The 24481-nt window shown below is 72.0% G+C and carries 21 protein-coding genes; 6 read left to right on the top strand and 15 right to left on the bottom strand.

Features of this window, described 5'->3' with window-relative positions:
• From E3O41_RS06425 to E3O41_RS06410, 4 genes are all read right to left on the bottom strand, one after another.
• Entirely contained in the window at nt 1-1257 is a 1257-nt protein-coding gene (locus E3O41_RS06425) for an ABC transporter permease (RefSeq protein WP_135012176.1), read from the bottom strand.
• The gene (locus E3O41_RS06420; RefSeq protein WP_067023125.1) at nt 1254-1958 is read right to left on the bottom strand and encodes an ABC transporter ATP-binding protein; all 705 of its coding nucleotides are present in this window, start codon (nt 1956-1958) and stop codon (nt 1254-1256) included. The genes E3O41_RS06425 and E3O41_RS06420 overlap by 4 nt, the downstream gene beginning before the upstream one ends.
• Before the next feature lie 3 nt (nt 1959-1961).
• Nucleotides 1962-2912, bottom strand: a complete 951-nt coding sequence (locus E3O41_RS06415) for an HlyD family efflux transporter periplasmic adaptor subunit (protein ID WP_067023122.1) — start codon at nt 2910-2912, stop codon at nt 1962-1964.
• Between the two features lie 121 nt (nt 2913-3033).
• Nucleotides 3034-4314: a replication-associated recombination protein A gene (locus E3O41_RS06410; RefSeq protein ID WP_067024213.1), complete on the bottom strand. Its 1281-nt coding sequence runs from the start codon at nt 4312-4314 to the stop codon at nt 3034-3036.
• A gap of 136 nt (nt 4315-4450) precedes the next feature.
• Between E3O41_RS06410 and E3O41_RS06405 the strand changes: the two genes are divergently transcribed.
• The 3 genes from E3O41_RS06405 (at nt 4451) to E3O41_RS06395 (ending at nt 7120) form a co-directional block, all read left to right on the top strand.
• Nucleotides 4451-4732 carry a hypothetical protein gene (locus tag E3O41_RS06405; protein WP_067023118.1) on the top strand — a complete coding sequence of 94 codons (282 nt, stop codon included), beginning with the start codon at nt 4451-4453 and terminating at the stop codon, nt 4730-4732.
• Nucleotides 4733-4821: 89 nt separating this feature from the next.
• Nucleotides 4822-6447: a DUF349 domain-containing protein gene (locus E3O41_RS06400; protein WP_083990793.1), complete on the top strand. Its 1626-nt coding sequence runs from the start codon at nt 4822-4824 to the stop codon at nt 6445-6447.
• A gap of 97 nt (nt 6448-6544) precedes the next feature.
• Entirely contained in the window at nt 6545-7120 is a 576-nt protein-coding gene (locus tag E3O41_RS06395; RefSeq protein WP_067023115.1) for a hypothetical protein, read from the top strand.
• Here the strand turns inward: E3O41_RS06395 and E3O41_RS06390 are convergent.
• The 11 genes from E3O41_RS06390 to ileS form a co-directional block, all read right to left on the bottom strand.
• Nucleotides 7090-9333, bottom strand: a complete 2244-nt coding sequence (locus E3O41_RS06390) for a RelA/SpoT family protein (RefSeq protein ID WP_067023113.1) — start codon at nt 9331-9333, stop codon at nt 7090-7092. The genes E3O41_RS06395 and E3O41_RS06390 overlap by 31 nt on opposite strands.
• A 55-nt stretch (nt 9334-9388) precedes the next feature.
• Nucleotides 9389-10378 (bottom strand): protein translocase subunit SecF, encoded by a 990-nt coding sequence (gene secF / locus E3O41_RS06385; protein WP_067023111.1) that lies wholly within the window; start codon nt 10376-10378, stop codon nt 9389-9391.
• Nucleotides 10378-12093 carry a protein translocase subunit SecD gene (gene secD / locus E3O41_RS06380; protein ID WP_067023108.1) on the bottom strand — a complete coding sequence of 572 codons (1716 nt, stop codon included), beginning with the start codon at nt 12091-12093 and terminating at the stop codon, nt 10378-10380. The genes secF and secD overlap by 1 nt, the downstream gene beginning before the upstream one ends.
• A gap of 32 nt (nt 12094-12125) precedes the next feature.
• A complete protein-coding gene (locus tag E3O41_RS06375; RefSeq protein ID WP_158231509.1) occupies nt 12126-12515 on the bottom strand; it encodes a preprotein translocase subunit YajC in 390 nt (129 codons plus the stop codon).
• A 96-nt stretch (nt 12516-12611) separates the two neighbouring features.
• Nucleotides 12612-13652: a Holliday junction branch migration DNA helicase RuvB gene (gene ruvB / locus E3O41_RS06370; protein WP_169817953.1), complete on the bottom strand. Its 1041-nt coding sequence runs from the start codon at nt 13650-13652 to the stop codon at nt 12612-12614.
• Entirely contained in the window at nt 13645-14265 is a 621-nt protein-coding gene (gene ruvA / locus E3O41_RS06365; RefSeq protein ID WP_067023102.1) for a Holliday junction branch migration protein RuvA, read from the bottom strand. Before ruvA ends, ruvB begins: the two co-directional genes overlap by 8 nt.
• A 204-nt stretch (nt 14266-14469) precedes the next feature.
• Complete coding sequence (gene ruvC, locus E3O41_RS06360; RefSeq protein WP_067023099.1) at nt 14470-15027, bottom strand: crossover junction endodeoxyribonuclease RuvC; 558 nt, start codon at nt 15025-15027, stop codon at nt 14470-14472.
• 92 nt (nt 15028-15119) lie between these two features.
• Nucleotides 15120-15536: a nucleoside-diphosphate kinase gene (gene ndk / locus E3O41_RS06355; RefSeq protein WP_067023094.1), complete on the bottom strand. Its 417-nt coding sequence runs from the start codon at nt 15534-15536 to the stop codon at nt 15120-15122.
• A 33-nt stretch (nt 15537-15569) separates the two neighbouring features.
• Nucleotides 15570-15956 carry a DUF4233 domain-containing protein gene (locus tag E3O41_RS06350; protein ID WP_099566254.1) on the bottom strand — a complete coding sequence of 129 codons (387 nt, stop codon included), beginning with the start codon at nt 15954-15956 and terminating at the stop codon, nt 15570-15572.
• On the bottom strand, nt 15953-17305 hold the full coding sequence (locus E3O41_RS06345) for a bifunctional folylpolyglutamate synthase/dihydrofolate synthase (RefSeq protein ID WP_067023091.1): 1353 nt from the start codon (nt 17303-17305) through the stop codon (nt 15953-15955). Before E3O41_RS06345 ends, E3O41_RS06350 begins: the two co-directional genes overlap by 4 nt.
• The gene (ileS, locus tag E3O41_RS06340) at nt 17302-20628 is read right to left on the bottom strand and encodes an isoleucine--tRNA ligase (RefSeq protein WP_135012174.1); all 3327 of its coding nucleotides are present in this window, start codon (nt 20626-20628) and stop codon (nt 17302-17304) included. Before ileS ends, E3O41_RS06345 begins: the two co-directional genes overlap by 4 nt.
• A 295-nt stretch (nt 20629-20923) precedes the next feature.
• On the opposite strand from ileS, the gene E3O41_RS06335 reads away from it, so the two are divergent.
• The 3 genes from E3O41_RS06335 to E3O41_RS06325 all read left to right on the top strand — a co-directional run bounded on the left by E3O41_RS06335 (nt 20924) and on the right by E3O41_RS06325 (nt 24474).
• A complete protein-coding gene (locus E3O41_RS06335; RefSeq protein WP_067023085.1) occupies nt 20924-21580 on the top strand; it encodes a pentapeptide repeat-containing protein in 657 nt (218 codons plus the stop codon).
• Between the two features lie 93 nt (nt 21581-21673).
• The gene (valS, locus tag E3O41_RS06330; RefSeq protein ID WP_067023082.1) at nt 21674-24241 is read left to right on the top strand and encodes a valine--tRNA ligase; all 2568 of its coding nucleotides are present in this window, start codon (nt 21674-21676) and stop codon (nt 24239-24241) included.
• Entirely contained in the window at nt 24238-24474 is a 237-nt protein-coding gene (locus E3O41_RS06325) for a hypothetical protein (protein WP_338060469.1), read from the top strand. The genes valS and E3O41_RS06325 overlap by 4 nt, the downstream gene beginning before the upstream one ends.
• The last annotated feature ends 7 nt before the right edge of the window (nt 24475-24481 follow it).

The following is a 24481-nucleotide window of genomic DNA, read 5'->3' as shown; positions in this document are numbered from 1 at the left end:
TCAGAACCGGATGGCGTCGATCGGCTTGACGCGCATCGCGATGAGCGCGGGCAGGAGTCCGGCGAGTGCGCCCACCGCGGCCGACACCAGCAGGCCCGTGAGGGCCGCGCTCATCGGGAAGGGCGGCACGTCCTGGATGCCCTGGAAGAGGCTGTCCTGCAGCGCCGGAATCCGCAGCGCCAGGATCGCGATGACGATGCCCGCGACACCGGCGAAGACGGTCCCGACGACGCTCTCCAGCATCACCGAGAAGAACACCCTCACGCCCGTCGCGCCGAAGGAGCGGCGCACGCCGATCTCGCGGATGCGGAACCTGGTGGTCACGAGCGTGATGTTGAGCAGGCTCAGGGCGCCGAGGGCGAGCACGAGCATCGAGATGCCGCCGAGCACGATGAGCATGGGGTCGAACGGGTTGAACGAGCCCTCCATCATGGCCTCGTAGTCCATGCGGTACGCGTCGACCTGGAACCCGTCGCCGAGGTTCGCGGCGAACGAGAGCCGCATCGACTCCATGAGCTCCTCGGCCGTCTCGGGCGGGATCCACGCCTCGTACTGCGTGCTGGGGCCCACGGTGTCGGGCATCACGGCCAGGGCGTCCTTGTAGAGGACGTATCCCGTCTGTGTCGGCACCCCGCCGGTCCCGCCCTGATCCGGGGTGACGCCGATGATCACGGCGTCGAGCGTGGCCCCCGGGATCGGCTCACCCGTGTTCGGGTCCCAGGAGTTCAGCGCCATCGACACCGTCGGCGCCGTGGTCAGCGCCGGCGCGCCCAGGCTCTGCCACCAGCTCTCGTTGACGATCGCCACGGGCGTGAGGCGCTCCTCGTCCAGCGGCGAGAACCAGGTGCCCTCGAGCATCGGCACGCGGTGGATCACGCCGTAGTCGGCGTCGACGGCCCGCACGTCCGACCACCCGTCGGGCGGGGGCGCGACGTCGAGCCACGACACGCGCGCCGACCAGTCGACGGCGTGCCGCTCGAGCGTGGCCGCGAACGCGCGCTGCATCGTGTCGGGCGAGGGGTTCTCCCCCGACTCCGCGTTGTAGGCGCTGAAGCTGACGAGCGCCGGGCGCCCGGAGCCGCGCTCCATCGACTCCTGGAAGCCCTGGTTGAGCATCTGCCCCAGCGCGACCACCGCGGTGAACGCCGCCACCGAGATCGCCACGACGAAGAGGCTGAGGATGATGCGCATGCGGTGCACGCGCAGCTCCTGCCACGCCTCCGCGAACGACGAGACCGCGCTCGTGAGCCAGCTCATGCGGCCGGCTCCAGGATCGGCTCCTCGGCGTGCAGCACGCCGTCGCTGAGGCGGAACACCCGCTGGGCGCGTGCGGCCACATGCGGGTCGTGGGTGATCGTGATGAGGGCCGCTCCGGCCTGCGTGGCGATCTGATCCAGCAGCGTCATGATCGTCGCGCCGGTCTCCACGTCGAGCGCGCCGGTCGGTTCGTCGGCCAGGATGAGGCGCGGCGATCGCACGAGGGCGCGCGCGATGGCCACGCGCTGCTGCTCACCGCCCGAGAGCCGCTCCGGCATCTGCGCCATGCGCTCGCCGAGCCCGACGCGCTCGAGCATCTCGGCCGCCAGTCGGCGCCGCCGCCAGAACCCCCTGCCGCCGTCGTAGAGCAACGGCATCTCGACGTTCTCCAGCGCCGTGCGCCGGGGCAGCAGGTTGAACTGCTGGAACACGAAGCCGACGTTGCGCCCCCGCGTGCGGTCGCGGCGCCCGGCGGTCATGCGGTCCAGCGGCACCCCGTCGAACTCGAGCGTGCCCGAGGTCGGGGCATCGAGCAGCCCGAGGATGTTCAGCAGCGTCGACTTGCCCGAGCCCGAGCGCCCCATGATGCTCACGTGGTCGCCGACCTCGACGTCGAGGTCCACACCTCGGAGGATGTGCAGCGGCTCGGCGTCGGGCAGCTCCACCGTGCGGGTGATGCCCCGCGCGTGCAGGAAGACCACCGCTCAGAGACCCGTCTCGCCGCCGGCCACCACCGACGTGGGCACGTACTCGTAGACCATCTCGCCCTCTTCGAGCCCGTCGACGATCTCGATCTTCTCGGCGTCGGCCAGGCCGAGCGTCACGGCCCGCTCCTCGGGAAGCCCGTCGGGCCCGGGGACGAAGACCGTGCCCTCGCCGGACGATCCCAGCACCGCGGTGATGGGCAGCACGAGCACGTCCTCCGCGAGGCCGCCCGCGATCGTCATGGTCGCCGCCAGGCCCGGGAAGACCCGCACGTCGGGCGGGACGGGGCAGCGCACGGTCGTCGTGACCTCGCCGGTCGCGCCCGTCTCGCCGTCGTCGCTGCCGGGCAGCGGCGTCTCGAGCACGAGGCCCGTGCAGGTGAAGGGCGCCGGGCCGTTGGTGATCTGGATCGACGCCTCGGTGGGCTCGGTCGTGAGCCGGTAGCGATCGGCCGGGGCGATCGTGCCCTGCACGCGGAACGTGGAGGGCGCGATCGCGCCGACCTTGTCGCCGGGCGCCACGGCGGCGCCGCTGACGAGCGTGGACGCGGAGATCGTGCCGCTCGCGGGCGCGACCACCTCGCTCCACACCGGGTACGTGCCGCCGTCGTCGGTGGGGATGTCCTCGCGCACGCTCGCGATCACGTCGCCGGCCGCCACGGTGTCGCCGACGGCGGAGAACACGTCGATGACGTTGCCGGGCTTGTTCACGGTCACGTCGACGGCAGGGTCGTTCTGCACCGTCGCGGCGAGCTCGAGGTCGTTGCGGATCGTGTCGCGCCAGGCGGAGATCTGCGGGTCGGTGATCTCGCCGGTCGGCACCTCGCCGCTGCCGAGCTCGGCCGTCTCCTCGCTTGCGGGGAAGAACGCCAGCTTGATGAGCGCGACGCCGATCACAGCGAAGACGAGCAGCCAGGCGATGGGCAGGATCACGCGTCGGAACACCAGCATCGGCGTCGTCCCTTCAGGGGGTGGGGGGATTCTCATCCTGGCCGACCGCGCCGCCCGGCGGCAATCGATTCAGGGACAGAACCCAGAAATATCCGGGAAGACCCGGAGTGCCCTGATCCGGTCAGCCGTCGATGATGCGGCGCAGCTTCTCGAGGCGCTCGCCGATCTCGCGCTCGCCGCCGAGCGGGCGCGGCTCGTAATAACGCCGCCCCGCGAGCGCGTCGGGCAGGTACTGCTGCGCCACGACGCCGATCTCGCTGTCGTGCGGGTAGCGGTAGCCCTTGCCGTGGCCAAGGCGCTTGGCGCCCGCGTAGTGCGCGTCGCGCAGGTGCTTGGGCACCGGGCCCATGCGCCCCGCACGCACGTCGGCGAGGGCGGCGTCGATGGCGTTGATCGTCGCGGGCGACTTCGGCGCGGTCGCAAGGTACAGCGTCGCCTCGGCCAGCGGGATCCGCCCCTCCGGCATGCCGATGAACGCCACGGCGTCCGCGGCGGCGACGGCGATCTGCAGCGCGCGCGGATCGGCGAGCCCGATGTCCTCGGCCGCGTGCACCACGAGGCGCCGGGCGATGAAGCGCGGGTCCTCCCCCGCCTCGATCATGCGCGCGAGGTAGTGCACGGCGGCGTCGGGGTCGGAGCCGCGGATCGACTTGATGAAGGCGCTGATGACGTCGTAGTGCTCGTCGCCCTGCCGGTCGTAACGCAGCAGCGCGCGGTCCACGGCCTGCGCGACGTGATCGGCGGTCACCTGCGCCGGCGCCTCGTCGCTCTCGGCCTCCGACGCCGCCACGCCGGCCGCCGCCTCGAGCGCGGTCAGGGCGCGGCGCGCGTCGCCCGATGCCAGCTGGATGAGTGCGCGACGCGCCTCGGCGTCGAGCGTGACGGCGCCGTCCAGCCCGCGCGCGTCGGCCACCGCGCGGTCGATGAGCGTGCCGAGGTCCTCGTCGGTCAGCGGCTGCAGGGTGAGCAGCAGCGATCGGCTCAGCAGGGGCGAGATCACCGAGAACGACGGATTCTCGGTCGTCGCCGCGATGAGGATCACCCAGCCGTTCTCCACGCCCGGCAGCAGAGCGTCCTGCTGCGCCTTGGTGAAGCGGTGGATCTCGTCGAGGAAGAGGATCGTGGACTGGCCGTAGAGGTCGCGCTGGTTCAGGGCCTCCTGCATGACCTCGCGCACGTCCTTGACGCCGGCGGTGATCGCCGAGAGCTCGACGAACCGCCGGCCCGACGAGCGGGCGATCGCCTGGGCGAGGGTGGTCTTGCCGGTGCCGGGCGGGCCCCACAGGATCACCGACACCGTTCCCGGCTTCTTCGCGTCCGGATCCGCCAGCGCCACCAGGGGCGAGCCGCGCCCCAGCAGGTGCGCCTGCCCGGCCACCTCGTCGAGCGAGGTCGGCCGCATCCGCACGGCCAGCGGCGTCTGGCCCTGGAACAGCGCGGCACGATTCACCCCTTCAGCCTACGCGCGAGCCCCGACACGGCGGCCCCGCGAGCGCGCGGCGCCGGCGCCGCGGGCGCGCTCGCGTAGGCTCGTGCCCGTGGCAGGCAGGACGAAGAACGACGACCGTGCGGCGCGGGAGCGCGCCAGGGCCTACGCGGCGCGCAAGGCGCTGCACGACACGCAGATCGCCCGTCGGCGGCGCGACAACGTCATCGTCTCGATCGCGGCGGGCGTCGTGATCCTCGCTGCGGTCGGCGCGCAGGCGCTCTTCTACACATCGGGCCCCGGCGTCGCGACCCCCGAGCCGAGCAGCACCGTCACGCCGAGCGAGGCTCCCAGCGTCGTGCCGACGCCGCCCACGGTCACCCCGGTCCCCTGACCCGGCACCCCTCCTCGGCGTGGCCGCGATCCCGTAGGCTGGGCGACGTCCCTCCCGATCCGTAGCGGCCAGCCGCCAAGGAGTTCCCCGTGACCACGTCTGATCACACCCCCGAGTCCGTTCCGAGCGACGTCGCCGAGCTCGCCGACACCCCCACCGCGTCCGCCGCCGTCGCCGCCGACGAGCCCACCGCGGACGACGCGGCCGCGACGAACCCGGAGCCCGAGGCCCCGTCCGAGCCCGAGGCCGCCGAGCCGGTGACGGAGGCCGCCGAGCCGGTGGCCGAGGCCGCCCCGGCAGCGCCCGAGGCCACGCCGACCGCTGAGGCAGAGCCCGAGGCCGCGCCCGAGGCGCCCGCAGAACCCGAGGCCCCCGCGCAGGCGCCGGCCGCCGCGCCGACGCCGAAGGCCGTCCCGCGCCCCGTGCCGTCGCCCGCCGCGCTGGCGCGCCCGAAGGCTCCCGCGGCTCCGGCCCCGGTGATCGCCGCGAAGGACTACAGCGAGTGGGGCCGCATCGAGGAGGACGGCACCGTCTCGGTCCGCGAGGGCGACGAGTGGCGCGTGGTCGGCGAGTACCCCGACGGCACGCCCGAGGAGGCGCTGGCCTACTTCGGCCGCAAGTTCGACGACCTCGAGGTCCGCGTCGTCACGCTCGAGCAGCGCCACGCCCGCGGCGGCGCCTCGGCGTCCGAGCTGCGCAAGCAGGCCGCGGCGCTGAAGACCGAGGTCGTCGGCGCCGCGGCGGTGGGCGACCTCGTCGGCCTCGCCGCGCGCCTCGACACGCTGACCGAGGCCCTCGCCGAGGCGAGCGCCGAGGAGGCCGCCGCGAACAAGGCCGCCACCGAGGCCGCGATCGCCGAGCGCACCGCGATCGTCGAGAAGGTCGAGGCCCTCGCGGCTCGCGACCCGAAGTCGGTGCAGTGGAAGCAGGCCTCGGCCGAGCTGGACGAGCTCTTCGCCGCGTGGCAGGAGCACCAGAAGACGGGCCCTCGCCTGCCGAAGGCCACCGCCCAGGGCCTGTGGAAGCGGTTCCGCGACGCGCGCGCGACGTTCGAGCGTCACCGCCGCGCGTTCTTCGCCGAGCTGGACGAGGCGCACAAGGAGGCCAAGGACCGCAAGACCCGCATCGTGGAGCGCGCCGAAGCGCTCGCCGCGCGCGGCGAGGAGGGCATTCCCGCCTACCGCGCCCTGCTCGACGAGTGGAAGGCCGCCGGACGCGCCGGCCGCAAGGTCGACGACGCGCTGTGGACCCGTTTCAAGGCCGCCGGCGATGTGCTCTACGGCGCCCGCCAGGAGCGCGACCAGGCCGAGCAGGCCGAGTCGCAGCCGCGGATCGAGGCCCGCGAGCAGCTGCTCGTCGAGGCGCAGGCCGTCACCGCCGAGAAGGACCTGGTCGCCGCCCGCAAGCTGCTCACGAGCATCCAGCGCCGCTGGGACGAGGTCGGCCGCATCTTCCCGCGCGAGACCGAGCGCGCCCTCGACGACCGCCTGCGCAAGATCGAGCAGGAGCTCAAGGCGCGCGAGGACGTCGACTGGAAGAAGAACAACCCCGAGGTCAAGGCACGCGCCAACGACCTGTCGCAGCAGCTGCAGGACGCGATCGCCAAGCTCGAGGCCGAGCTGGCTGCGGCCGAGGCGTCGGGCGACAAGCGCGCGATCGCCGACGCCAAGGAGGCGCTCGACGTGCGCCGCGCCTGGCTCAACGCGATCGGCTGATCCGCCGCGCCCTCGACGGCCGGTCCCCTCCGCGGGGGCCGGCCGTCGGCTTTCCACAGCCCTCCCGCCGCCGCTTCCGCCGGGCGACACTCGAGGGGTGCGGATCTACTTCGACGAACCGGGCGGGGTGCTCTCGGCCGCCGAGCTGCATGCCGCGGCGCTCGACGGCGACCTCGTGCCCATCGGGCTCGGGTGGGCGCCGGCCGACGCGGTCGAGACGCCCGCCGTGCGCGCTGCCGCGCTGCGGCCGGCCCTCGGCGACGCGCTGGCGGCCGTCTGCCTCACCGCCGCATGGGTGCACGGCGCCCTCGACGATCCGCCCGCCCGGCTGCACGCCCAGCGCGCGACGCCGTTCGGCGGGCGCCGCCCCTCCACGCACGCGATGCACGTGCGCGACGCGCTGCTGCCCGCGCCCGATCAGGAGCTCCGCGGCGGCGTGCGGGTGAGCACGGCCGCCCGCACGCTCGTCGATCTCGTGGCCGAGACGATCGCGCGCCCCGACCGACCCTCACCCTCCGCGCCGGGCACGATCCGCCGCGCGGTCGGCGCGCTCGCGCGCGAGGCCGACGTCGGAGCGGCCGCGCTGCGGCTCGCCGCCACCCGGCCGCGCATCCCGCACCGCGCCGAGCTCGTGCGACGGCTTCAGGAGGAGGTGACGCGGTACACGTCGTAGACGCCGTCGATCCGGCGCACGGCGCTCAGCACGCGGTCCAGATGCACCGAGTCGCCCATCTCGAAGACGTACCGGCTGATCGCCAGGCGCTCCTTCGTCGTCGACACGTTCGCCGACAGGATGTTGACGTGGTGCTCGCTGAGCGCCCGCGTGATGTCGGAGAGCAGGCCCGACCGATCGAGCGCCTCGACCTGGATCTGCACGAGGTACACGCTCTTGGTCGTGGTGCCCCACGACACGTCGATGAGACGCGCCGGGTCGTCCTTGAGCGACTTCACGTTGGTGCAGTCGGCGCGGTGCACCGAGACGCCGGAGCCCCGCGTGACGAAGCCGACGATCTCGTCCCCCGGCACGGGCGTGCAGCACTTGGCCAGCTTGACGAGGATGTCGTCGGCACCGCGCACGAGCACGCCGGACTCGCTGCCGCGGGAGCGGCGCTGCGACGGCGCGGTCGGCAGCTCCAGCGGGCCGCTGGCCGGCTCGTCGACCTCGAGCAGCGACTGCACCTTCTCGAGCACCGACTGGCTCGACACGTGACCCTCGCCCACGGCGGCGTACAGGGCCGAGACGTCGTCGTAGTGCAGCTCGTGCGCCGCATCCCCCAGGGAGTCCTTGAGCCGCTGGATCGGCAGGTGGTGCCGACGCATCGCGCGCAGGATCGACTCCTTGCCCTGCTCGATCGCCTCCTCGCGCCGCTCCTTGGTGAACCAGCCGCGGATCTTGTTGCGCGCGCGGGTGCTGCGCACGAACGCCATCCAGTCCTGGCTGGGCCCGGCATCGGGGTTCTTCGACGTGAGCACCTCGACCACGTCGCCCGAGCGCAGCTCGGTGTCGAGCGTCACGAGGCGCCCGTTCACCTTGGCGCCCATGGTGCGGTGGCCGATCTCGGTGTGCACCGCGTACGCGAAGTCGACGGGGGTCGCGCCCGAGGGCAGGCCGATCACGCGCCCCTTGGGCGTGAAGACGTAGACCTCCTTGGCGCCGATCTCGAAGCGGAGCGAGTCGAGGAACTCCCCCGGGTCCTTCGTCTCGGCCTGCCAGTCGGAGATCCGCGCGAGCCAGGCCATGTCCTGGCCGGAGGCGCGCTCGTCGAGCTTGCCGCTCGTGGCGACCATGCGCTCCTTGTACTTCCAGTGCGCCGCCACGCCGAACTCGGCCTGCTGATGCATCTCCTGGGTGCGGATCTGGATCTCGACCGTGCGCCCGCCGGGACCGATCACCGTGGTGTGCAGCGAGCGGTAGAGGTTGAACTTCGGGGTGGCGATGTAGTCCTTGAACCGGCCCGGCAGCGGCGTCCAGCGCGCGTGGATCGCGCCGAGCACGGCGTAGCAGTCGCGCACCGTGGGCACGATGACGCGGATGCCGATGAGGTCGTAGATGTCGTCGAAGTCGCGGCCGCGCACGACCATCTTCTGGTACACCGAGTAGAGCTGCTTGGGCCGCCCCGACACCGCGCCCTTGACGCGCAGCTGCTGCAGGTCGCTGCCCACGTCGTCGATCACGCGCTGCACGTACTGCTCGCGCTGCGGGGTGCGCTGCTTCACGAGGGCGTCGATCTCGTTGTAGATCTTCGGATGCAGCACCGCGAAGGAGAGGTCCTCGAGCTCCGACTTGATCGCCTGGATGCCCAGCCGGTGCGCGAGCGGCGCGTAGATCTCGAGGGTCTCGGTCGCCTTGCGCTTGGCCTTCTCCGGGGGCACGAAGCCCCACGTGCGGGCGTTGTGCAGCCGGTCGGCGAGCTTGATGACGAGCACGCGGATGTCCTTGGACATCGCCACGATCATCTTGCGGACCGTCTCGGCCTGCGCGCTCTCGCCGTACTTGACCTTGTCGAGCTTGGTGACGCCGTCGACGAGCAGGCCCACCTCGTCGCCGAACTCGGCCTGGAGCTCGTCGAGCGCGTAGCCGGTGTCCTCGACCGTGTCGTGGAGCAGGGCGGCCGCGATCGCGCGCGGACCGAGGCCGAGATCCGCGAGGATCTGCGCCACCGCGAGCGGGTGCGTGATGTACGGCTCGCCGCTCTGGCGCTTCTGGCCGCGGTGCTTCTCGTCGGCCACGCGATACGCGTGCTCGATGACCGCCAGGTCTCCGCGGGGGTGGTTCGCCTTGACCGTGTTGATGAGCTTCGTCAGGTCGGCGTGGCGGGGCGCCCGCGAGAAGATGCGGGGCACGAGCCGCCGCAGCGAGGACGTGGACTGCAGCGTGTCAGCCATCGGACGCCTCCCTCCCCGTGCGGACTCGATCATCCTACGCCCGCGCCCGGAGGGCTCAGGCCGCCCGAACGCCACGCTCGCGGGCGTCGCGCACCCGCGCGTCACGCTGGCGGATCGCCGGCTCGTTCTCGCGCAGGAGCGAGTAGAGCGGCGCCGCCACGAACAGCGTCGAGTACGTCGCGACGATGATGCCGACGAAGATCGACAGCGAGATGTCCGAGAGCGTGTCGGCTCCCAGCCACAGCGCGCCGATGAAGAGGATCGCCGCCACGGGCAGGGCGGCCACGATCGAGGTGTTGATCGAGCGGACCAGCGTCTGGTTGACCGCGAGGTTGACCGACTCCCCGAACGTGCGGTGCGAGATCTGCCCGTCGTCGCGCGTGTTCTCGCGGATCTTGTCGAACACGACGGTGGTGTCGTAGAGCGAGTACGCGAGGATCGTGAGGAATCCGATCACGGCCGCGGGCGAGACCTCGAAGCCGACGAGCGCGTAGATCCCGATGGTGACGACGAGCACGTCGACGACGCCGATGATCGCCGCGACCGACATCTTCCAGGTGCGGAAGTAGATCGCGAGGATGAGGAAGGTCAGTGCGAGGAAGATCCCGAGGCCCCACAGCGACTGCCGGGTGACGTCGGCGCCCCAGGTCGGGCCGATGAACGACGAGGTGATCTCGTCGGCCTCCACGCCGTAGGCCTCGGCCAGCGCGTCGGTGAGCTCCACCGTCTGCGCGTTGTCGAGCTGCGAGGTCTGGACGCGGATGTCCGATCCGCCGATCGTGGTGACCTTCGCCTCGGAGCCGGGGACGATCTCGTCCACGACGTCGGAGGCGAGGAGCTGATCGGTGGTCGACGGCGACGAGATCGTGAACTGCGATCCGCCGGTGAACTCGATCGACGGCGAGATGCCGCGCACCAGCAGCACGAGCACCGAGGCCGCCACGAGCGCGATCGCCACGAGGAACCAGAGGTTGCGCTTCCCGACGAACGGGAACGAGGTCTTGCCGCTGTAGAGGTCATTGCCGAGCTCGTTCATGGAACGCATCAGGCGTCTCCCTCCCCCGGCGTGCCGGTACTCTCGCGCGCGGCCAGCTCGGCGGCACGCTTGCGCTCGGCGATCGTCTGGCGGCGCTCGGCCTCGCCCTGCGACCGCTTGGCCCGGGCGACGGGCGCGACGGTCCGCTTGAACTCGGCGCGGCCGCGGTACACGGCGCCCAGGCCCGCGGGGTCAAGACCCGACAGCGGGTGGCCGCCGCCGAAGAACCGCGTGCGGGCCAGCAGCTGCATGACCGGGTGCGTGAAGATCACGAAGATCAGCACGTCGATCGCGGTGGTGATGCCGAGGGTGAAGGCGAAGCCCTTCACCGTGGCGTCGGCCAGGATGTACAGCACGATCGCGGCGAGCACGTTGATCGACTTGGAGATGTAGATCGTGCGCTTGGCGCGATCCCAACCGTCCTCGACGGCGGCGGTGATCGACTTGCCGTCGCGCATCTCGTCGCGGATGCGCTCGAAGTACACGATGAAGGAGTCGGCGGTGAAGCCGATCGTCACGATCAGGCCCGCGACGCCCGCCAGCGACAGGCGGTAGCCCAGGCGCCACGACAGCAGCGTGAGCAGCACGTAGGTGAGCACGCCCATCACGACGAGCGACGCGATGATCACGGTGCCCAGCGCGCGGTACGACAGCAGCGAGTACAGCGCCACGAGCACGAGGCCGATGAGACCCGCGAGCAGGCCGATCTGCAGCTGCTGCTCACCGAGCGTGGCCGAGATCGTGTCGGAGCTGACGACCGTGAAGCTCAGCGGCAGCGCACCGAACTTGAGCTGCTCGGCGAGGGCGGTGGCCGTCTCCTGCGTGAAGGTGCCCGAGATGCTGGGGCGACCGTCGAGGATGACGGCGTTCATCTGCGGTGCCGAGATGACGGCGCCGTCGAGGATGAACGCGAACTGGCTGCGCGGATCGTTCGCGCCGGCCTGGCCGATGCTGTACAGGCGCTGGCTCACCTGGCCGAAGACCTCGGTGCCGGCGTCGTCGAGGTCGAGCTGCACGGCCCACTGGCCGTTGTTCTGCTGCAGCGTCGAGAAGGCGTCGTCGATCGCGTCGCCCGTGATCTCGACGGGGCCGAGGATGTACTTCGATCCCTGGTCGTCGCAGGCGATGACCGGGTCGTCGGCGGGGGCCGAGGCCGGGTCGACATCGGGGTTGGCGCAGTCGTACGCCAGGAATCGTGCCCACAGGTAGTCGGAGACCCAGTTGGGGTCGGAGCCGTCGGTCGGCGCCACGCTCGGCGTGGCCGGCAGCGCGGTGTCGGCGCTCGGGTACGGCGTCTCCTCGCCGTCCTCGCCCACGAACGTGTTGGCGGCGGCCGCGGCGTAGATCACCGATCGCAGCTCGAGCTGCGCGCTGGCCTCGATGCGCTCACGCGTCTCGTCATCGACCGTGCCGGGCATCTGCACGACGATGTTGCGCGTGCCCTGCGTGGTGACCTCGGCCTCCGAGACGCCCGAGGCGTCGACGCGCTGGCGGATGATCGAGACCGCCTGCTGCATCTGCTCGCCGGAGGGGTCGGCACCCTCCGTCTGCGCCTCGAGCACGATCTGCGTGCCGCCCTGCAGGTCGAGCGCCAGCTCGGGAACCCACGAGGACTGCTGGAACACGTACACGCCCAGCGCGTTGGCGCCCGCGAGCACGGCGATCAGGACGAGAAGTCCGGTGAGGGCGCGCCACGCACGGCGCACAGGGGTCGGTGTCGCCACGTCTCAGCTTTCGGCCGGAAGGGAGGGGTGGGTCAGTTCTTGGTGTCGTCGTCGCTCGGGAGCTTCTCGACGCGCTCACCGTTGAGCGAGTACCCCTCGTCGGCCGTCTCGGTCGTCTCGTCGTCCTGCACGGTCTCGTCGGCGGCGGCCGGCGTGGCCTCCGGTGCGAGGTCCACGGCCTGGGCGTGCATCTCGGCCACGACGCCCGGGGCGATCTCGACCTTGGCCGGCTGCGTGAGGTCCTCGGCGTCGAACTCCACGAGGGTGCCGAACAGGCCGGAGCGGGTCATCACGCGCGCGCCGGGCACCATCTTGGTGCGGCGCTCCTGCTCGAGCTCCTGGCGCTTCTTCGCGTTGCGGCGGCCGTTGATGAACATGAAGACGAGCATCGCCGCGAGGACGACAAGGAGGATCAGATTCATGTCCATGGGGATACAGCGACCTTTCGGGAGGGAGCGCCCGCCGGCTTCGGCTGAGCGAGAGAAGACACCGGTCGGGCCGGCGCAAGCCTTCAGCGATTATAGGTCATCGATCGGGAGCGACCCCGGCGCACCGAGCGGGTGCGCCACACCGAGGTGCGCGTAGGCCTCGGGCGTCGCCACGCGCCCGCGCGGCGTGCGCCCCATGAAGCCGATGCGCACGAGATACGGCTCCACGACGCTCTCGACCGTGTCGGGCTCCTCGCCCACCGCGACCGCGAGCGTGCTGAGGCCGACCGGCCCGCCGCGGAAGCGCCGCACGAGCGCGTCGAGGACGGCGCGGTCGAGGCGGTCCAGGCCGATGGCGTCGACGTCGTAGAGCTCCAGGGCCGCCCGCACGTCGCCGAGCTCGGGCGCCGCGCCGTGGGCGTGCACGAGCGCGTAGTCGCGCACGCGGCGCAGCAGCCGGTTCGCGATGCGGGGCGTGCCGCGCGAGCGCCGGGCGATCTCGGCCCGCTCGCGCCCGCCCAGGCCGACCCCGAGGAAGCCGGCGGAGCGCTCGATCACGCGCTCCAGTTCCTCGGGCTCGTAGTACTCCAGGTGCGCGGTGAAGCCGAAGCGGTCGCGCAGCGGATTGGGCAGCAGGCCCGACCGGGTGGTCGCGCCCACGAGCGTGAACGGCGCCAGGTCGAGCGGGATGCTCGTGGCGCCGGCGCCCTTGCCGACCATGATGTCGATGCGGAAGTCCTCCATCGCGAGATAGAGCATCTCCTCGGCCGAGCGGGCCATGCGGTGGATCTCGTCGATGAACAGCACCTCGCCCGGCATGAGGCTCGACAGCAGCGCCGCCAGATCGCCGGCGTGCTGGATGGCCGGCCCGCTCGACATCCGCAGCGGCCGGTTGCTCTCGTGCGCGACGATCATCGCCAGCGTCGTCTTGCCGAGGCCCGGGGGCCCCGCCAGCAGGATGTGGTCGGCGGGCCGCTCCTGGATGCGCGCCGCGTCGAGCAGCAGCTGCAGCTGGCCGCGAACCTTGTGCTGGCCGACGAAGTCGGCGAGGCTCCCGGGACGCAGCGCGCCCTCGATGGCGAGCTCGGTGTCGTCGTGCGGCTGCGGCGAGGCGATGTCGCGCTCAGACACGCGCGCCCCCGTTCGCCGGGCCGAGGGCCGCGAGGGTGAGGCGCAGCAGCGCCTGCATCGATGCGCGATCGGCCTCGCTCGCCGACTCCGCCGCCGCCGCGACGGCCTCGCTCGCCACGCGCTCCGGCCAGCCGAGCCCGGCGACCGCCTGGGTCACCTGCGCCAGCACGTCGGCGGCGATGCCGGCCGGCGACGCGGCGGGCGCGGCCTGCGGCGGCGCGAGCTTGCCCTGCAGCTGCACGGCGATGAGCTTGGCGGTCTTGGGGCCGATGCCGCTGACCTTGCGGAACGGCTTGTCATCCTCGAGCTGCACGGCCTCCGCGATCTGGTCGATGCTCATGGCGCCGAGCACGCCGAGCGCCGACTTGGGGCCCACGCCGCTCACGCCCAGCAGGATGCCGAACACGTCGAGCTCGGCGCGGGTGGCGAAGCCGAACAGCGACAGGGCGTCCTCGCGCACGATGAGGTGCGTGTGCAGGGCCAGTTCCTCCCCCGCGCGGGCGCGGCGCGCCACCTCGGGCGTGACGGCGACGCTGAAGCCGACGCCGCCGACATCGAGCACGACCGAGTCGAGGCCGGCGTGCAGCACGGCGCCGCGGAGGAACGAGATCATGAGGCCAGCCTAGGCCGACGTTCGCACATCCGTTCGAGACACGCGCGCCGCGAGCTCATCGCTCCGGACCCGGCCCCCTTCCGCGACACGGCATCTTCGCGCCGAAACCGAGTGCCTGCGTCCCAGTCTCGGCGCACAGAAGCTGGCTCGGCGCAAAGATGCGGGCGCGGCGGAACGATGCGGGGGCTCGCGAGCACGGCCGGCTCAGCGGCGGGCCGGCGCGCGGCGGGAGCGCTTCTCGGCCTCGGCCCAGGCGCGCTGCGCCGGCGTGAGCGAGCCCGCGGCGGCCGCGGCGGCGGGGGCGCCTCGCCACGCGTGACAGAGGGCGAGGGCGAGGGCGTCGGCGGCATCGGCCGGCTGCGGCAGCTCGTCGAGCCGCAGCACGCGCGCCACCATGTGCTGGACCTGGGCCTTGTCGGCCGATCCGTACCCCGTGATCGCCGCCTTCACCTCGCTCGGCGTGTGCATGGCGGCGGGGATGCCGTGCTCGGCCGCGAGCATGAGCGCGACGCCGGACGCCTGGGCGGTGCCCATCACGGTCTGCAGGTTGTGCTGCGCGAACACGCGCTCCACCGCGAGCACCTCGGGCCGGTGCTCGGCCAGGGCCTCGCGAATGCCGCGCGCGATCGTCGCCAGCCGCTCGGCGACCGGGGCATCCACGGCCGAGCGGATCACTCCCACGTGCACGAGGCGCGCCGATCGGTCCGGCGCGACGTCGACGATCCCGACGCCGCAGCGGGTCAGGCCGGGGTCGATGCCCATGACGCGTCGCGTGCTCACCCTGCAACGCTAAGCGCCCCCGCCTACGAGCCGATGAGGCGCGCGGACGGGGGCGCAGCGAGCGGGTTCCGGCGTCAGGCGAACCAGATGCCGAGCTCGCGCGCGGCCGACTCGGGCGAGTCCGATCCGTGCACGAGGTTCTGCTGCACGGCGACGCCCCAGTCGCGGCCGAAGTCGCCGCGGATCGTGCCGGGGGCGGCGGTGGTCGGGTCGGTCGTGCCGGCGAGCGAGCGGAAGCCCTCGATGACGCGGTTGCCGGCGACGCGGATCGCGACGACGGGGCCGGACATCATGAACTCCAGCAGCGGCTCGTAGAACGGCTTGCCCTCGTGCTCGGCGTAGTGCTGCGCGAGCAGCTCGCGGCTGGGCTCGACGAGCTTGATGTCGACGAGCGCGTAGCCCTTCGCCTCGATGCGGGCGAGGATCGCGCCGGTCAGGCCGCGGGCGACGCCGTCGGGCTTGACGAGGACGAGGGTCTCTTCGGTGGCCATGGTGGTCCCTTCGTGTGTGGCGTGTCGGGGAGGTCAGTCGGAGGTGCCGGCTCGCTGGGCGGCGACGCGGCGCTCGATGCGGGCACCACCGATCGTCGCATATGCCCACATGCCGCCGAAGATCAGGGCGATGAGCAGGATCGCGGGAACGAGGAACGCGCCGAGCGCGACGACGGCCTGCAGCGCCCAGCCGACCGCGTATCCCCACGGCCAGCGCAGCAGGCCGGACGTGGCGAACATGAGGACGGCGACGACCGAGCCGGCGACGATCCCCCACCACGACGGCACGCCGTCGGGAAGGGCGCCGAGCCCGTGGATCGTCAGGCCGCCGAGGAAGACGACGATCGCCTCGAAGACGAGCACGACCTGCCCGAGCTTCTCCTGCAGCGGACGGTAGCGGCGGGGCCGGGGCGTGCTCATGCGCTCCAGCCCGACTTCCAGTCCTCGGTCTCGGCGAGCGCGAGCGCCTCGCCGGCGAGCACGACGGATCCGGTGATCACGACGCCGCGCTTCTGCCCGGACGCGGCCCATTCGCGGGCGGCGTCGGCGGCGTCGCCGAGGTGCGGGTGCACGGTGACGCGCAGGCCCGCCGACTCGACGAGATCGGCGAGGTCATCGGGCGAGCCGGCGCGATCCGAGTCGGGCACCGTGGCGAACACGTGCGTCGCGATCGGCGCCAGCTGGGCGACGATGCCGATCGCGTCCTTGTCGCCGAGCACGCCGAGCACGAGGCCCCACTCCTCGAAGTCGAACGCCTCGCGCAGCGCGCGCGCGAGCGACGCCGCGCCGTGCGGGTTGTGGGCCGCGTCGACGACGACGGTCGGGTCGATCCCGACCAGCTGCAGCCGGCCGGGCGAGGTCGCCTCCTGCAGGCCCTCCGACAGCACGTCGTCGGCGAGGGCCTGGCCGGCGTCGCCGATGAGCGACTCGACCGCGGCGATCGCCAGCGCGGCGTTCTCTCCCTGGTGGCGCCCGTACAGCGGCAGGTAGTGCTCCGCGTACTCGCCCGCGAGCCCGCGCACCGTGATGAGCTGGCCGCCGACCGCGAGCTTCTGGTCGTCGAGGGCGAACTCGGCCCCCTCGAAGGCGATCGTGGCATCCTGCTCGGCCGACACGCGCCGCAGCACGGCCTCGGCCTCCGGCGCCTGGCGCGCCGAGACGACCCGGGCGCCGGGCTTGATGATGCCGGCCTTGACCTCGGCGATCTTCTCGATCGTGTCGCCGAGCCGATCCGCGTGGTCCAGATCGATCGGCGAGAACACCGCCACGTCGCCGTCCGCGGTGTTGGTGGAGTCCCAGGCGCCGCCCATGCCCACCTCGAGCACGAGCACGTCGACGGGCGCGTCGGCGAACGCCACGAACGCGAGCACCGTGAGCAGCTCGAAGAACGTCAGCGGCTCCTCCCCCCGCGCCTCCAGCTCGGCGTCGACGATGCCGACGAACGGCTCGATCTCGTCCCACGCGTCGGCGACCGCGGCATCGGCGATCGGCTGCCCGTCGATCTGGATCCGCTCCGTGAACCGCTCCAGGTGCGGGCTCGTGAACAGGCCCGTGCGCAGGCCGCGGGCGCGGATCAGGCTCTCGATGATGCGGGCCGTGGACGTCTTGCCGTTCGTGCCCGTGATGTGCACGACGCGGTAGGTGCGCTGCGGGTCGTCGAGCAGCTCGAGCACGCGCGCGGTGCGCTCCTTGCGCGGCTGCACCCAGCGCTCCCCGGCGCGGGCCAGGAGCGCCTCGTAGACGGCGTCGGCGCGTTCGCGGTCGTTCATCGTTCCTCCACCTCGACGGCTGCGATGACCACGCGGGTCACGGCGACCTGGAAGTCGCCGGCGTTGGCGTACGTCCCGGCCGGGATCGTCGCGATGTGCTCGGCCCCGCCGTCGATCGTTCCGTCGACGACCTCGGCGGAGACGGCGAGCGTCTCGCCGGCGACATCGGCGATGTCGAACGCCTGCCGCACGGCCGCGGCGTCCTCGGCGGAGGCGAAGGCCAGCTCCAGGCGGATCCGGTCGCTCACGTCGAAGCCGGCGCCCTTGCGGGTGTCCTGCACGGCGCGGATCACGTCGCGCGCGAGCCCCTCGGCCGCGAGCTCGGGGGTGACCACGGTGTCGAGCAGCACGAAGCCGCCGGACGGCAGCAGCGCGAGCGCCTCGCCCTCGGGCCGTCCCGTGGTCTCGAGCACGAGCTCGTACTCGCCCTCGACCAGCGCGATGCCGCCGGCCGTCACGCCGCCGCCTGACTCGGCCCAGTCGCCCGACTTCGCGGCGGCGATCGCCTGCTGCACCTGCTTGCCGATGCGCGGGCCCGCCGCGCGGGCGTTGACGGTGAGGCGGTGCGTGATGCCGTACTCGGCGGCGGTAGTGTCGGCGAGCTCGACGAGCGCGACCGACTTGACGTTGAGCTCGTCGCGCAGGATGTCCTCGAACTGCGCGAGCGCGTCGGCACCCTCGGTCACGACCGTGAGGCGCGACAGCGGCAGGCGCACCCGCAGCCCCTCCTTCTTGCGCAGCGCGTTGGCGACGCTCGAGGCCTCGCGGACGGCGTCCATGGCGCGGCGGATGTCCGCGGCGGGGGCGAACTCGTCGGCGTCGGGCCACTCCGTCAGGTGCACGCTGCGGCCGCCGGTGAGGCCCTGCCACACGCGCTCGGACACGAGCGGGATGAGCGGAGCCGCCACGCGGCACAGCGTCTCGAGCACCGTGTAGAGCGTGTCGAACGCCTCGGTGCTCTTCGGGTCGTCGGTCACGCCCGTCCAGAACCGATCGCGCGATCGGCGGATGTACCAGTTCGTCAGCACCTCGGCGAAGTCGCGCAGACGCGCGGCCGCGGTGGTCGAGTCGAGGCGCTCGAGGTCGTCGGCGACCTCGCGCACGAGGTCACCCAGCAGCGCGAGGATGTGCCGATCGAGCACGTCGGTGGAGTCGGTGCGGCGCGTCGCCTCGTATCCGGCCGCGTTGGCGTACGTGGCGAAGAAGTACCACGAGTTCCACAGCGGCAGCAGGAACTCGCGCACGCCCGCGCGGATGCCTTCCTCGGTCACGATGAGGTTGCCGCCGCGCAGCACGCTCGACGACATGAGGAACCAGCGCATGGCGTCGGAGCCGTCGCGGTCGAACACCTCCGAGACGTCGGGGTAGTTGCGCAGCGACTTCGACATCTTCTGCCCGTCGTTGCCGAGCACGATGCCGTGGCACGACACGCCCGTGAAGGCGGGGCGATCGAACAGCGCCGTCGAGAGCACGTGCATGACGTAGAACCAGCCGCGCGTCTGGCCGATGTACTCCACGATGAAGTCGGCCGGCGCGTGCGAGTCGAACCAGTCCTTGTTCTCGAACGGGTAGTGCACCTGCGCGAACGGCATCGAGCCCGAGTCGAACCACACGTCGAAGACGTCCTCGATGCGGCGCATCGTGCTCCGGCCCGTCGGGTCGTCGGGGTTCGGGCGCGTCAGCTCGTCGATGTACGGCCGGTGCAGGTCGACCTCGCCCTGCTCGTTGCGCGGCAGCGTGCCGAAGTCGCGCTCGAGCTCCTCGAGCGAGCCGTACACGTCGACGCGCGGGTGGTTGGGGTCGTCCGACTTCCACACCGGGATCGGCGAGCCCCAGAACCGGTTGCGGCTGATCGACCAGTCGCGGGCTCCCTCGAGCCACTTGCCGAACTGGCCGTGCTTGACGTTCTCGGGCGCCCAGGTGATCTGCTCGTTGTTCTCGAGCAGGCGATCCTTGATGTCGGTCACGCGCACGAACCAGCTCGAGACCGCCTTGTAGATGAGGGGGTTCCGGCAGCGCCAGCAGTGCGGGTAGCTGTGCTCGTAGGACTGCAGGCGCAGCAGGCGCCCCTTCTGGCGCAGCAGGCGCACGAGCGGCGTGTTCGCCTCCATCCACAGCTCGCCCGCGACGTCGGTGACCATGTCGAGGAAGCGGCCGTCGTCGCCGAGCGACACGATCGTCGGGATGCCGGCGGCGTCGTTGAGGCGCTTGTCGTCCTCACCGTAGGCGGGCGCCTGGTGCACGATGCCCGTGCCGTCGGCGGTGGTGACGTAGTCGTCGACGAGGATCCGCCACGCGTTCTGCGTGCCCCACTTCTCGGTGTCGGCGAAATAGTCGAAGAGCCGCTCGAACGTCACGTCGGCGAGGTCGGCGCCGGCCACGCGGGCGCGCACCGCCGCGCGCGCCTCGTCGGCCGACTCGTAGCCGAGGTCCTTCGCGTAGCCGCCGAGCAGGTCCTCGGCCAGCAGGAACTCGTCGCCCTCGGCGCCCTCCTTCGCGCCGGCCGGGCCGACGGGTACGACCGCGTAGGTGATCTGCGGGCCGACCGCCAGCGACATGTTCGTCGGCAGCGTCCAGGGCGTCGTCGTCCAGGCCAGGGCGCGCACGCCGGCCAGCCCGAGGGCCTCCGCCTTCTCGCCCGTGAGCGGGAACGACACCGTCACCGACGGGTCCTGGCGCATCTGGTAGACGTCGTCGTCCATGCGCAGCTCGTGGTTGGACAGCGGGGTCTGGTCGCGCCAGCAGTACGGCAGCACGCGGTAGCCCTCGTAGGCGAGGCCCTTGTCGTGCAGGGTCTTGAACGCCCACAGCACGCTCTCCATGAACGTGGGGTTGAGCGTCTTGTAGCCGTTCTCGAAGTCCACCCAGCGGGCCTGGCGCGTGACGTAGGCCTCCCACTCGTCCATGTAGCGCAGCACCGACTCGCGGGCCTTGCCGTTGAACGCGGCGATGCCCATCTCCTCGATCTCGCTCTTCTCGGTGATGCCGAGCTGTTTCATCGCCTCGAGCTCCGCGGGGAGCCCGTGGGTGTCCCAGCCGAAGACGCGGTCGACCTTCTTGCCGCGCATCGTCTGGAACCGCGGGAAGAGGTCCTTGGCGTAGCCGGTGAGGAGGTGTCCGTAGTGCGGCAGCCCGTTCGCGAACGGCGGGCCGTCGTAGAACACCCACTCGTCGGCGCCCTCGCGCTGCGCGACCGAGGCGCGGAAGGTGTCGTCCTCGGCCCAGAAGTCGAGGATCTCGCGCTCGACGTCGGGAAAGCGCGGGCTCGCGACGAGGGCTGCGGCATCGGCGGCGGGGCCGAACGGGGACTTCGGGTAGGTCATCTCACTCCAGCAGTTCCAAGGGGACTGCGAGGACGACCCGTGCTGTGAAGCCCGGCCGCGGTACCACCCCGCGTTGCGTGGCTGGAAACCTGCCGGTTCACAGCCACGCCACTCTCACTGCGGCTGTGACGGGCCTGCCCCGCGCGGTTCTACTGGGGCCGAAGCCTGTTCTTCCGCGAGCTCCCCGGTGATGGCCGGATCAGTGCGTTTCCACGATTCTACGTGCTCCCGGGCCGCCCCACGCGACGTTCCCGCCACATTCCTGCCCCGCGCTCGCACGACGTAGGGTCGGGGCATGGCCCGCACGCAGGATCGCCCGATCCCTCCCCGCATCGGCGCACCGGATCTGCCGCGGGAGTTCGACGATGCCGCGCCCCGCCCGCGCGCCGATCTGCGCCATGCCCGGCTCGCGGGGCTGAGCGGCGACGTCGACCTGTCGTACGCCTCGCTCGAGGAGTGCGTCGTGCCCTCCCCCGCGGTCGACGCCCTCGCGCTGCGCGGTGCGACGCTCGTGGACGTCGAGCTCAGCGATGTGCGCGCGATCTCGGTGTCGGCGCGCGACGCCACGATCCGGCGCGTGCGGATCGTGGGCGGCCGCATCGGCACACTCGATCTCGCCGAGGCGCGCGCCGCCGAGCTGGAGCTGCGGGATCTGCGGATCGACTACCTCTCGCTCGCCGGCGCCCGGGTGGAGGATCTGCGGATCGAGGGGTGCGAGATCGGCTCGCTCGACATACCGCGCGCCCAGCTGACGCGCGTGGCCGTCGTGCGCTCGCGCACCGACGAGCTCGACCCCCGCGGCATGCGCGCCGCGGACCTCGATCTGCGCGGGCTCGAGATGCTCGGCTGCCTCGACGTGCTGTCGCTGCGGGGCGCGACGCTCACGGAGGATCAGGTGCGCCTGCTCGCGCCGGCCTTCGCACAGGCGGCGGGCATCGACATCCGCGGCTGACGCCCGACGCGGGCGGGGCCCGTCCCGGTAGACTCGGCGCGTACCCCACACTCAGGCACGCACACACCGTGCCGCACATACGAGGAGCACCGCATGGCCGCCATCCCCGACAAGCCCGCTCTCGAGGGACTCGAAGCGAAGTGGGGTGAGCGCTGGGAGCAGGACGGCACGTTCCTCTTCGATCGCGACGCCGCCCGCGCCTCGGGCCGCGCCGGTGTCTACTCGGTCGACACGCCCCCGCCGACGGCGTCGGGCTCGCTGCACATCGGCCACGTGTTCTCGTACACCCACACCGACGTGAAGACGCGCTTCGAGCGCATGCGCGGCAAGACCGTGTTCTATCCGATCGGCTGGGACGACAACGGCCTGCCGACCGAGCGCCGCGTGCAGAACTACTACGGCGTGCGCTGCGACCCGTCGCTGCCGTACGACCCCGACTTCACGCCGCCGTTCGAGGGCAATGCCAAGAGCCTGAAGCCGGCCGACCAGGTGCCGATCAGCCGCCGCAACTTCATCGAGCTGTGCGAGAGGCTCACCGTCGAGGACGAGAAGACGTTCGAGACGCTGTGGCGTCAGCTCGGCCTGTCGGTGGACTGGACGCAGACCTACCGGACGATCTCGGACGACACGATCCGCACCAGCCAGCTCGCGTTCCTGCGCAACTACGAGCGCGGCGAGGCCTACCAGGACCTCGCCCCCACGCTGTGGGACGTCGACTTCCGCTCGGCGATCGCGCAGGCCGAGCTCGAGGATCGCGATCAGCCGGCCAACTACCACCGCCTCGCGTTCCACAAGACCGACGGCTCGGGCGACATCCACATCGAGACGACCCGCCCCGAGCTCCTCGCGGCGTGCGTGGCCCTCGTCGCCCACCCCGACGACGAGCGGTATCAGGCCCACTTCGGCACGACGGTGACCACGCCGGTCTTCGGCGTCGAGGTGCCCGTGCTGCCCCACCCGCTCGCCCAGCCCGACAAGGGCTCCGGCATCGCGATGATCTGCACGTTCGGCGACATGACCGACATCGTGTGGTGGCGCGAGCTGGACCTCCCCAACCGCACGATCATCGGCCGCGACGGCCGCGTGGTTGCGGACGCCCCCGAGGCGATCACCTCGGAGACCGGACGCGCCGCCTTCGCCGAACTGGCCGGCAAGACCGTCTTCAGCGCCAAGAAGCGCATGGTGGAGCTGCTCGAGGAGTCGGGCGAGCTGATCGAGGTCGGCAAGACCTTCCAGCACCCCGTGAAGTTCTTCGAGAAGGGCGATCGCCCGCTCGAGATCGTCTCGACCCGCCAGTGGTACATCCGCAACGGCGCCCGTTCCGACCAGCTGCGCGCCCGCCTCATCGAGCTCGGCCAGCAGATCGAGTGGCACCCGGAGTTCATGCGGGTGCGGTACGAGAACTGGGTGAACGGCCTGACGGGCGACTGGCTCGTCTCGCGCCAGCGCTTCTTCGGCGTGCCGATCCCCGTCTGGTACGCGCTCGACGAGAACGGCGACCGCGACTACGGTCGCGTGCTCGTGCCGACCGCGGAGTCGCTGCCGGTGGACCCGTCCACCGACGTGCCGCCCGGCTACACCGAGGACCAGCGCGGCGTGCCCGGCGGCTTCGAGGCTGAGACCGACGTGTTCGACACGTGGGCGACGTCGTCGCTGACCCCGCAGCTCGCCGGCGGCTGGGAGCGCGACGAGGAGCTGTGGTCGCTCGTGGCGCCGTTCGACGTGCGCCCGCAGGGCCAGGACATCATCCGCACGTGGCTGTTCTCCACGCTGCTGCGCAGCGCGCTCGAGGACGACCGGGTCGCGTGGCGCCACGCCTCGATCTCGGGCTTCATCGTCGACCCCGACCGCAAGAAGATGTCGAAGTCGAAGGGCAACGTCGTCACCCCGGCCGACATCCTCGAGCAGCACGGCTCCGACGCGGTGCGCTACTGGGCGGCCTCGAGTCGCCTCGGCGCGGACGCGGCGTTCGACCCGCAGAACCCGACGCAGATCAAGATCGGCCGCCGCCTGGCGATCAAGGTGCTCAACGCGGCGAAGTTCGTGCTCGGCTTCGAGGCCCCGGCGGACGCCGCGGTGACCGAGCCGCTCGACCTCTCGATGCTCGCGGCGCTCGACGACGTGATCGCGCAGGCCACCCGGGCGCTGGAGGGCTACGACCACGCGCGTGCGCTCGAGGTCACCGAGGCGTTCTTCTGGACCTTCTGCGACGACTACCTCGAGCTCGTCAAGGAGCGCGCGTACGGCGGCGGCGCGGCCGGCGCCTCGGCCGCCGTCGCCCTGCGCACGGCGCTGTCGACCCTGCTGCGCCTGCTCGCGCCCGTGATCTCGTTCGCGACCGAGGAGGTGTGGTCGTGGTTCCAGGAGGGATCCGTGCACACCGCCGCGTGGCCCGAGCCGTCCGGCCTGGGCGGCGACCCCGCCGTGCTCGCCGCCGCGAGCGAGGCGCTCATCGGCATCCGCCGGGCGAAGACCGAGGCCAAGGCCTCGCAGAAGACCCCCGTCGCCACCGCGACGATCGCCGCACCCGCCGACCGCACGGCGCCGCTGCGCGCCGCGGAGGTCGACCTGCGGGCCGTGGGCCGGATCGCGCAGCTCGAGATCGTCGAGGGCGAGCAGTTCGCCGTCACGCGCATCGAGCTCGCCCCTGAGGAGGCATGATGCAGCTCGGCACGCGCTGGTCGGCGGGCGGGGAGCCGCCCCGCTCGGTCCCGGAGGCGCTGCGGGCGGAGATCGCTCGCGTGGAGGCGACGCTCCCGCCCGGACAGCCGGCGCCGTCGTGGACGCTCACGTGGCTGGAGGGCCGGCCGATCGCCGAGCTCGACAGCGGCATCGAGATCACGCTCGATGCCGAGGGGCGCGCCTTCGCGACGCGGTTCGACCCGATGGAGTGATGCGCGG

This window comes from Microbacterium sediminis (genome assembly GCF_004564075.1).
In the GTDB taxonomy this organism is placed as follows: domain Bacteria; phylum Actinomycetota; class Actinomycetes; order Actinomycetales; family Microbacteriaceae; genus Microbacterium; species Microbacterium sediminis.
This window is presented reverse-complemented; position numbering and strand designations above follow the sequence as displayed.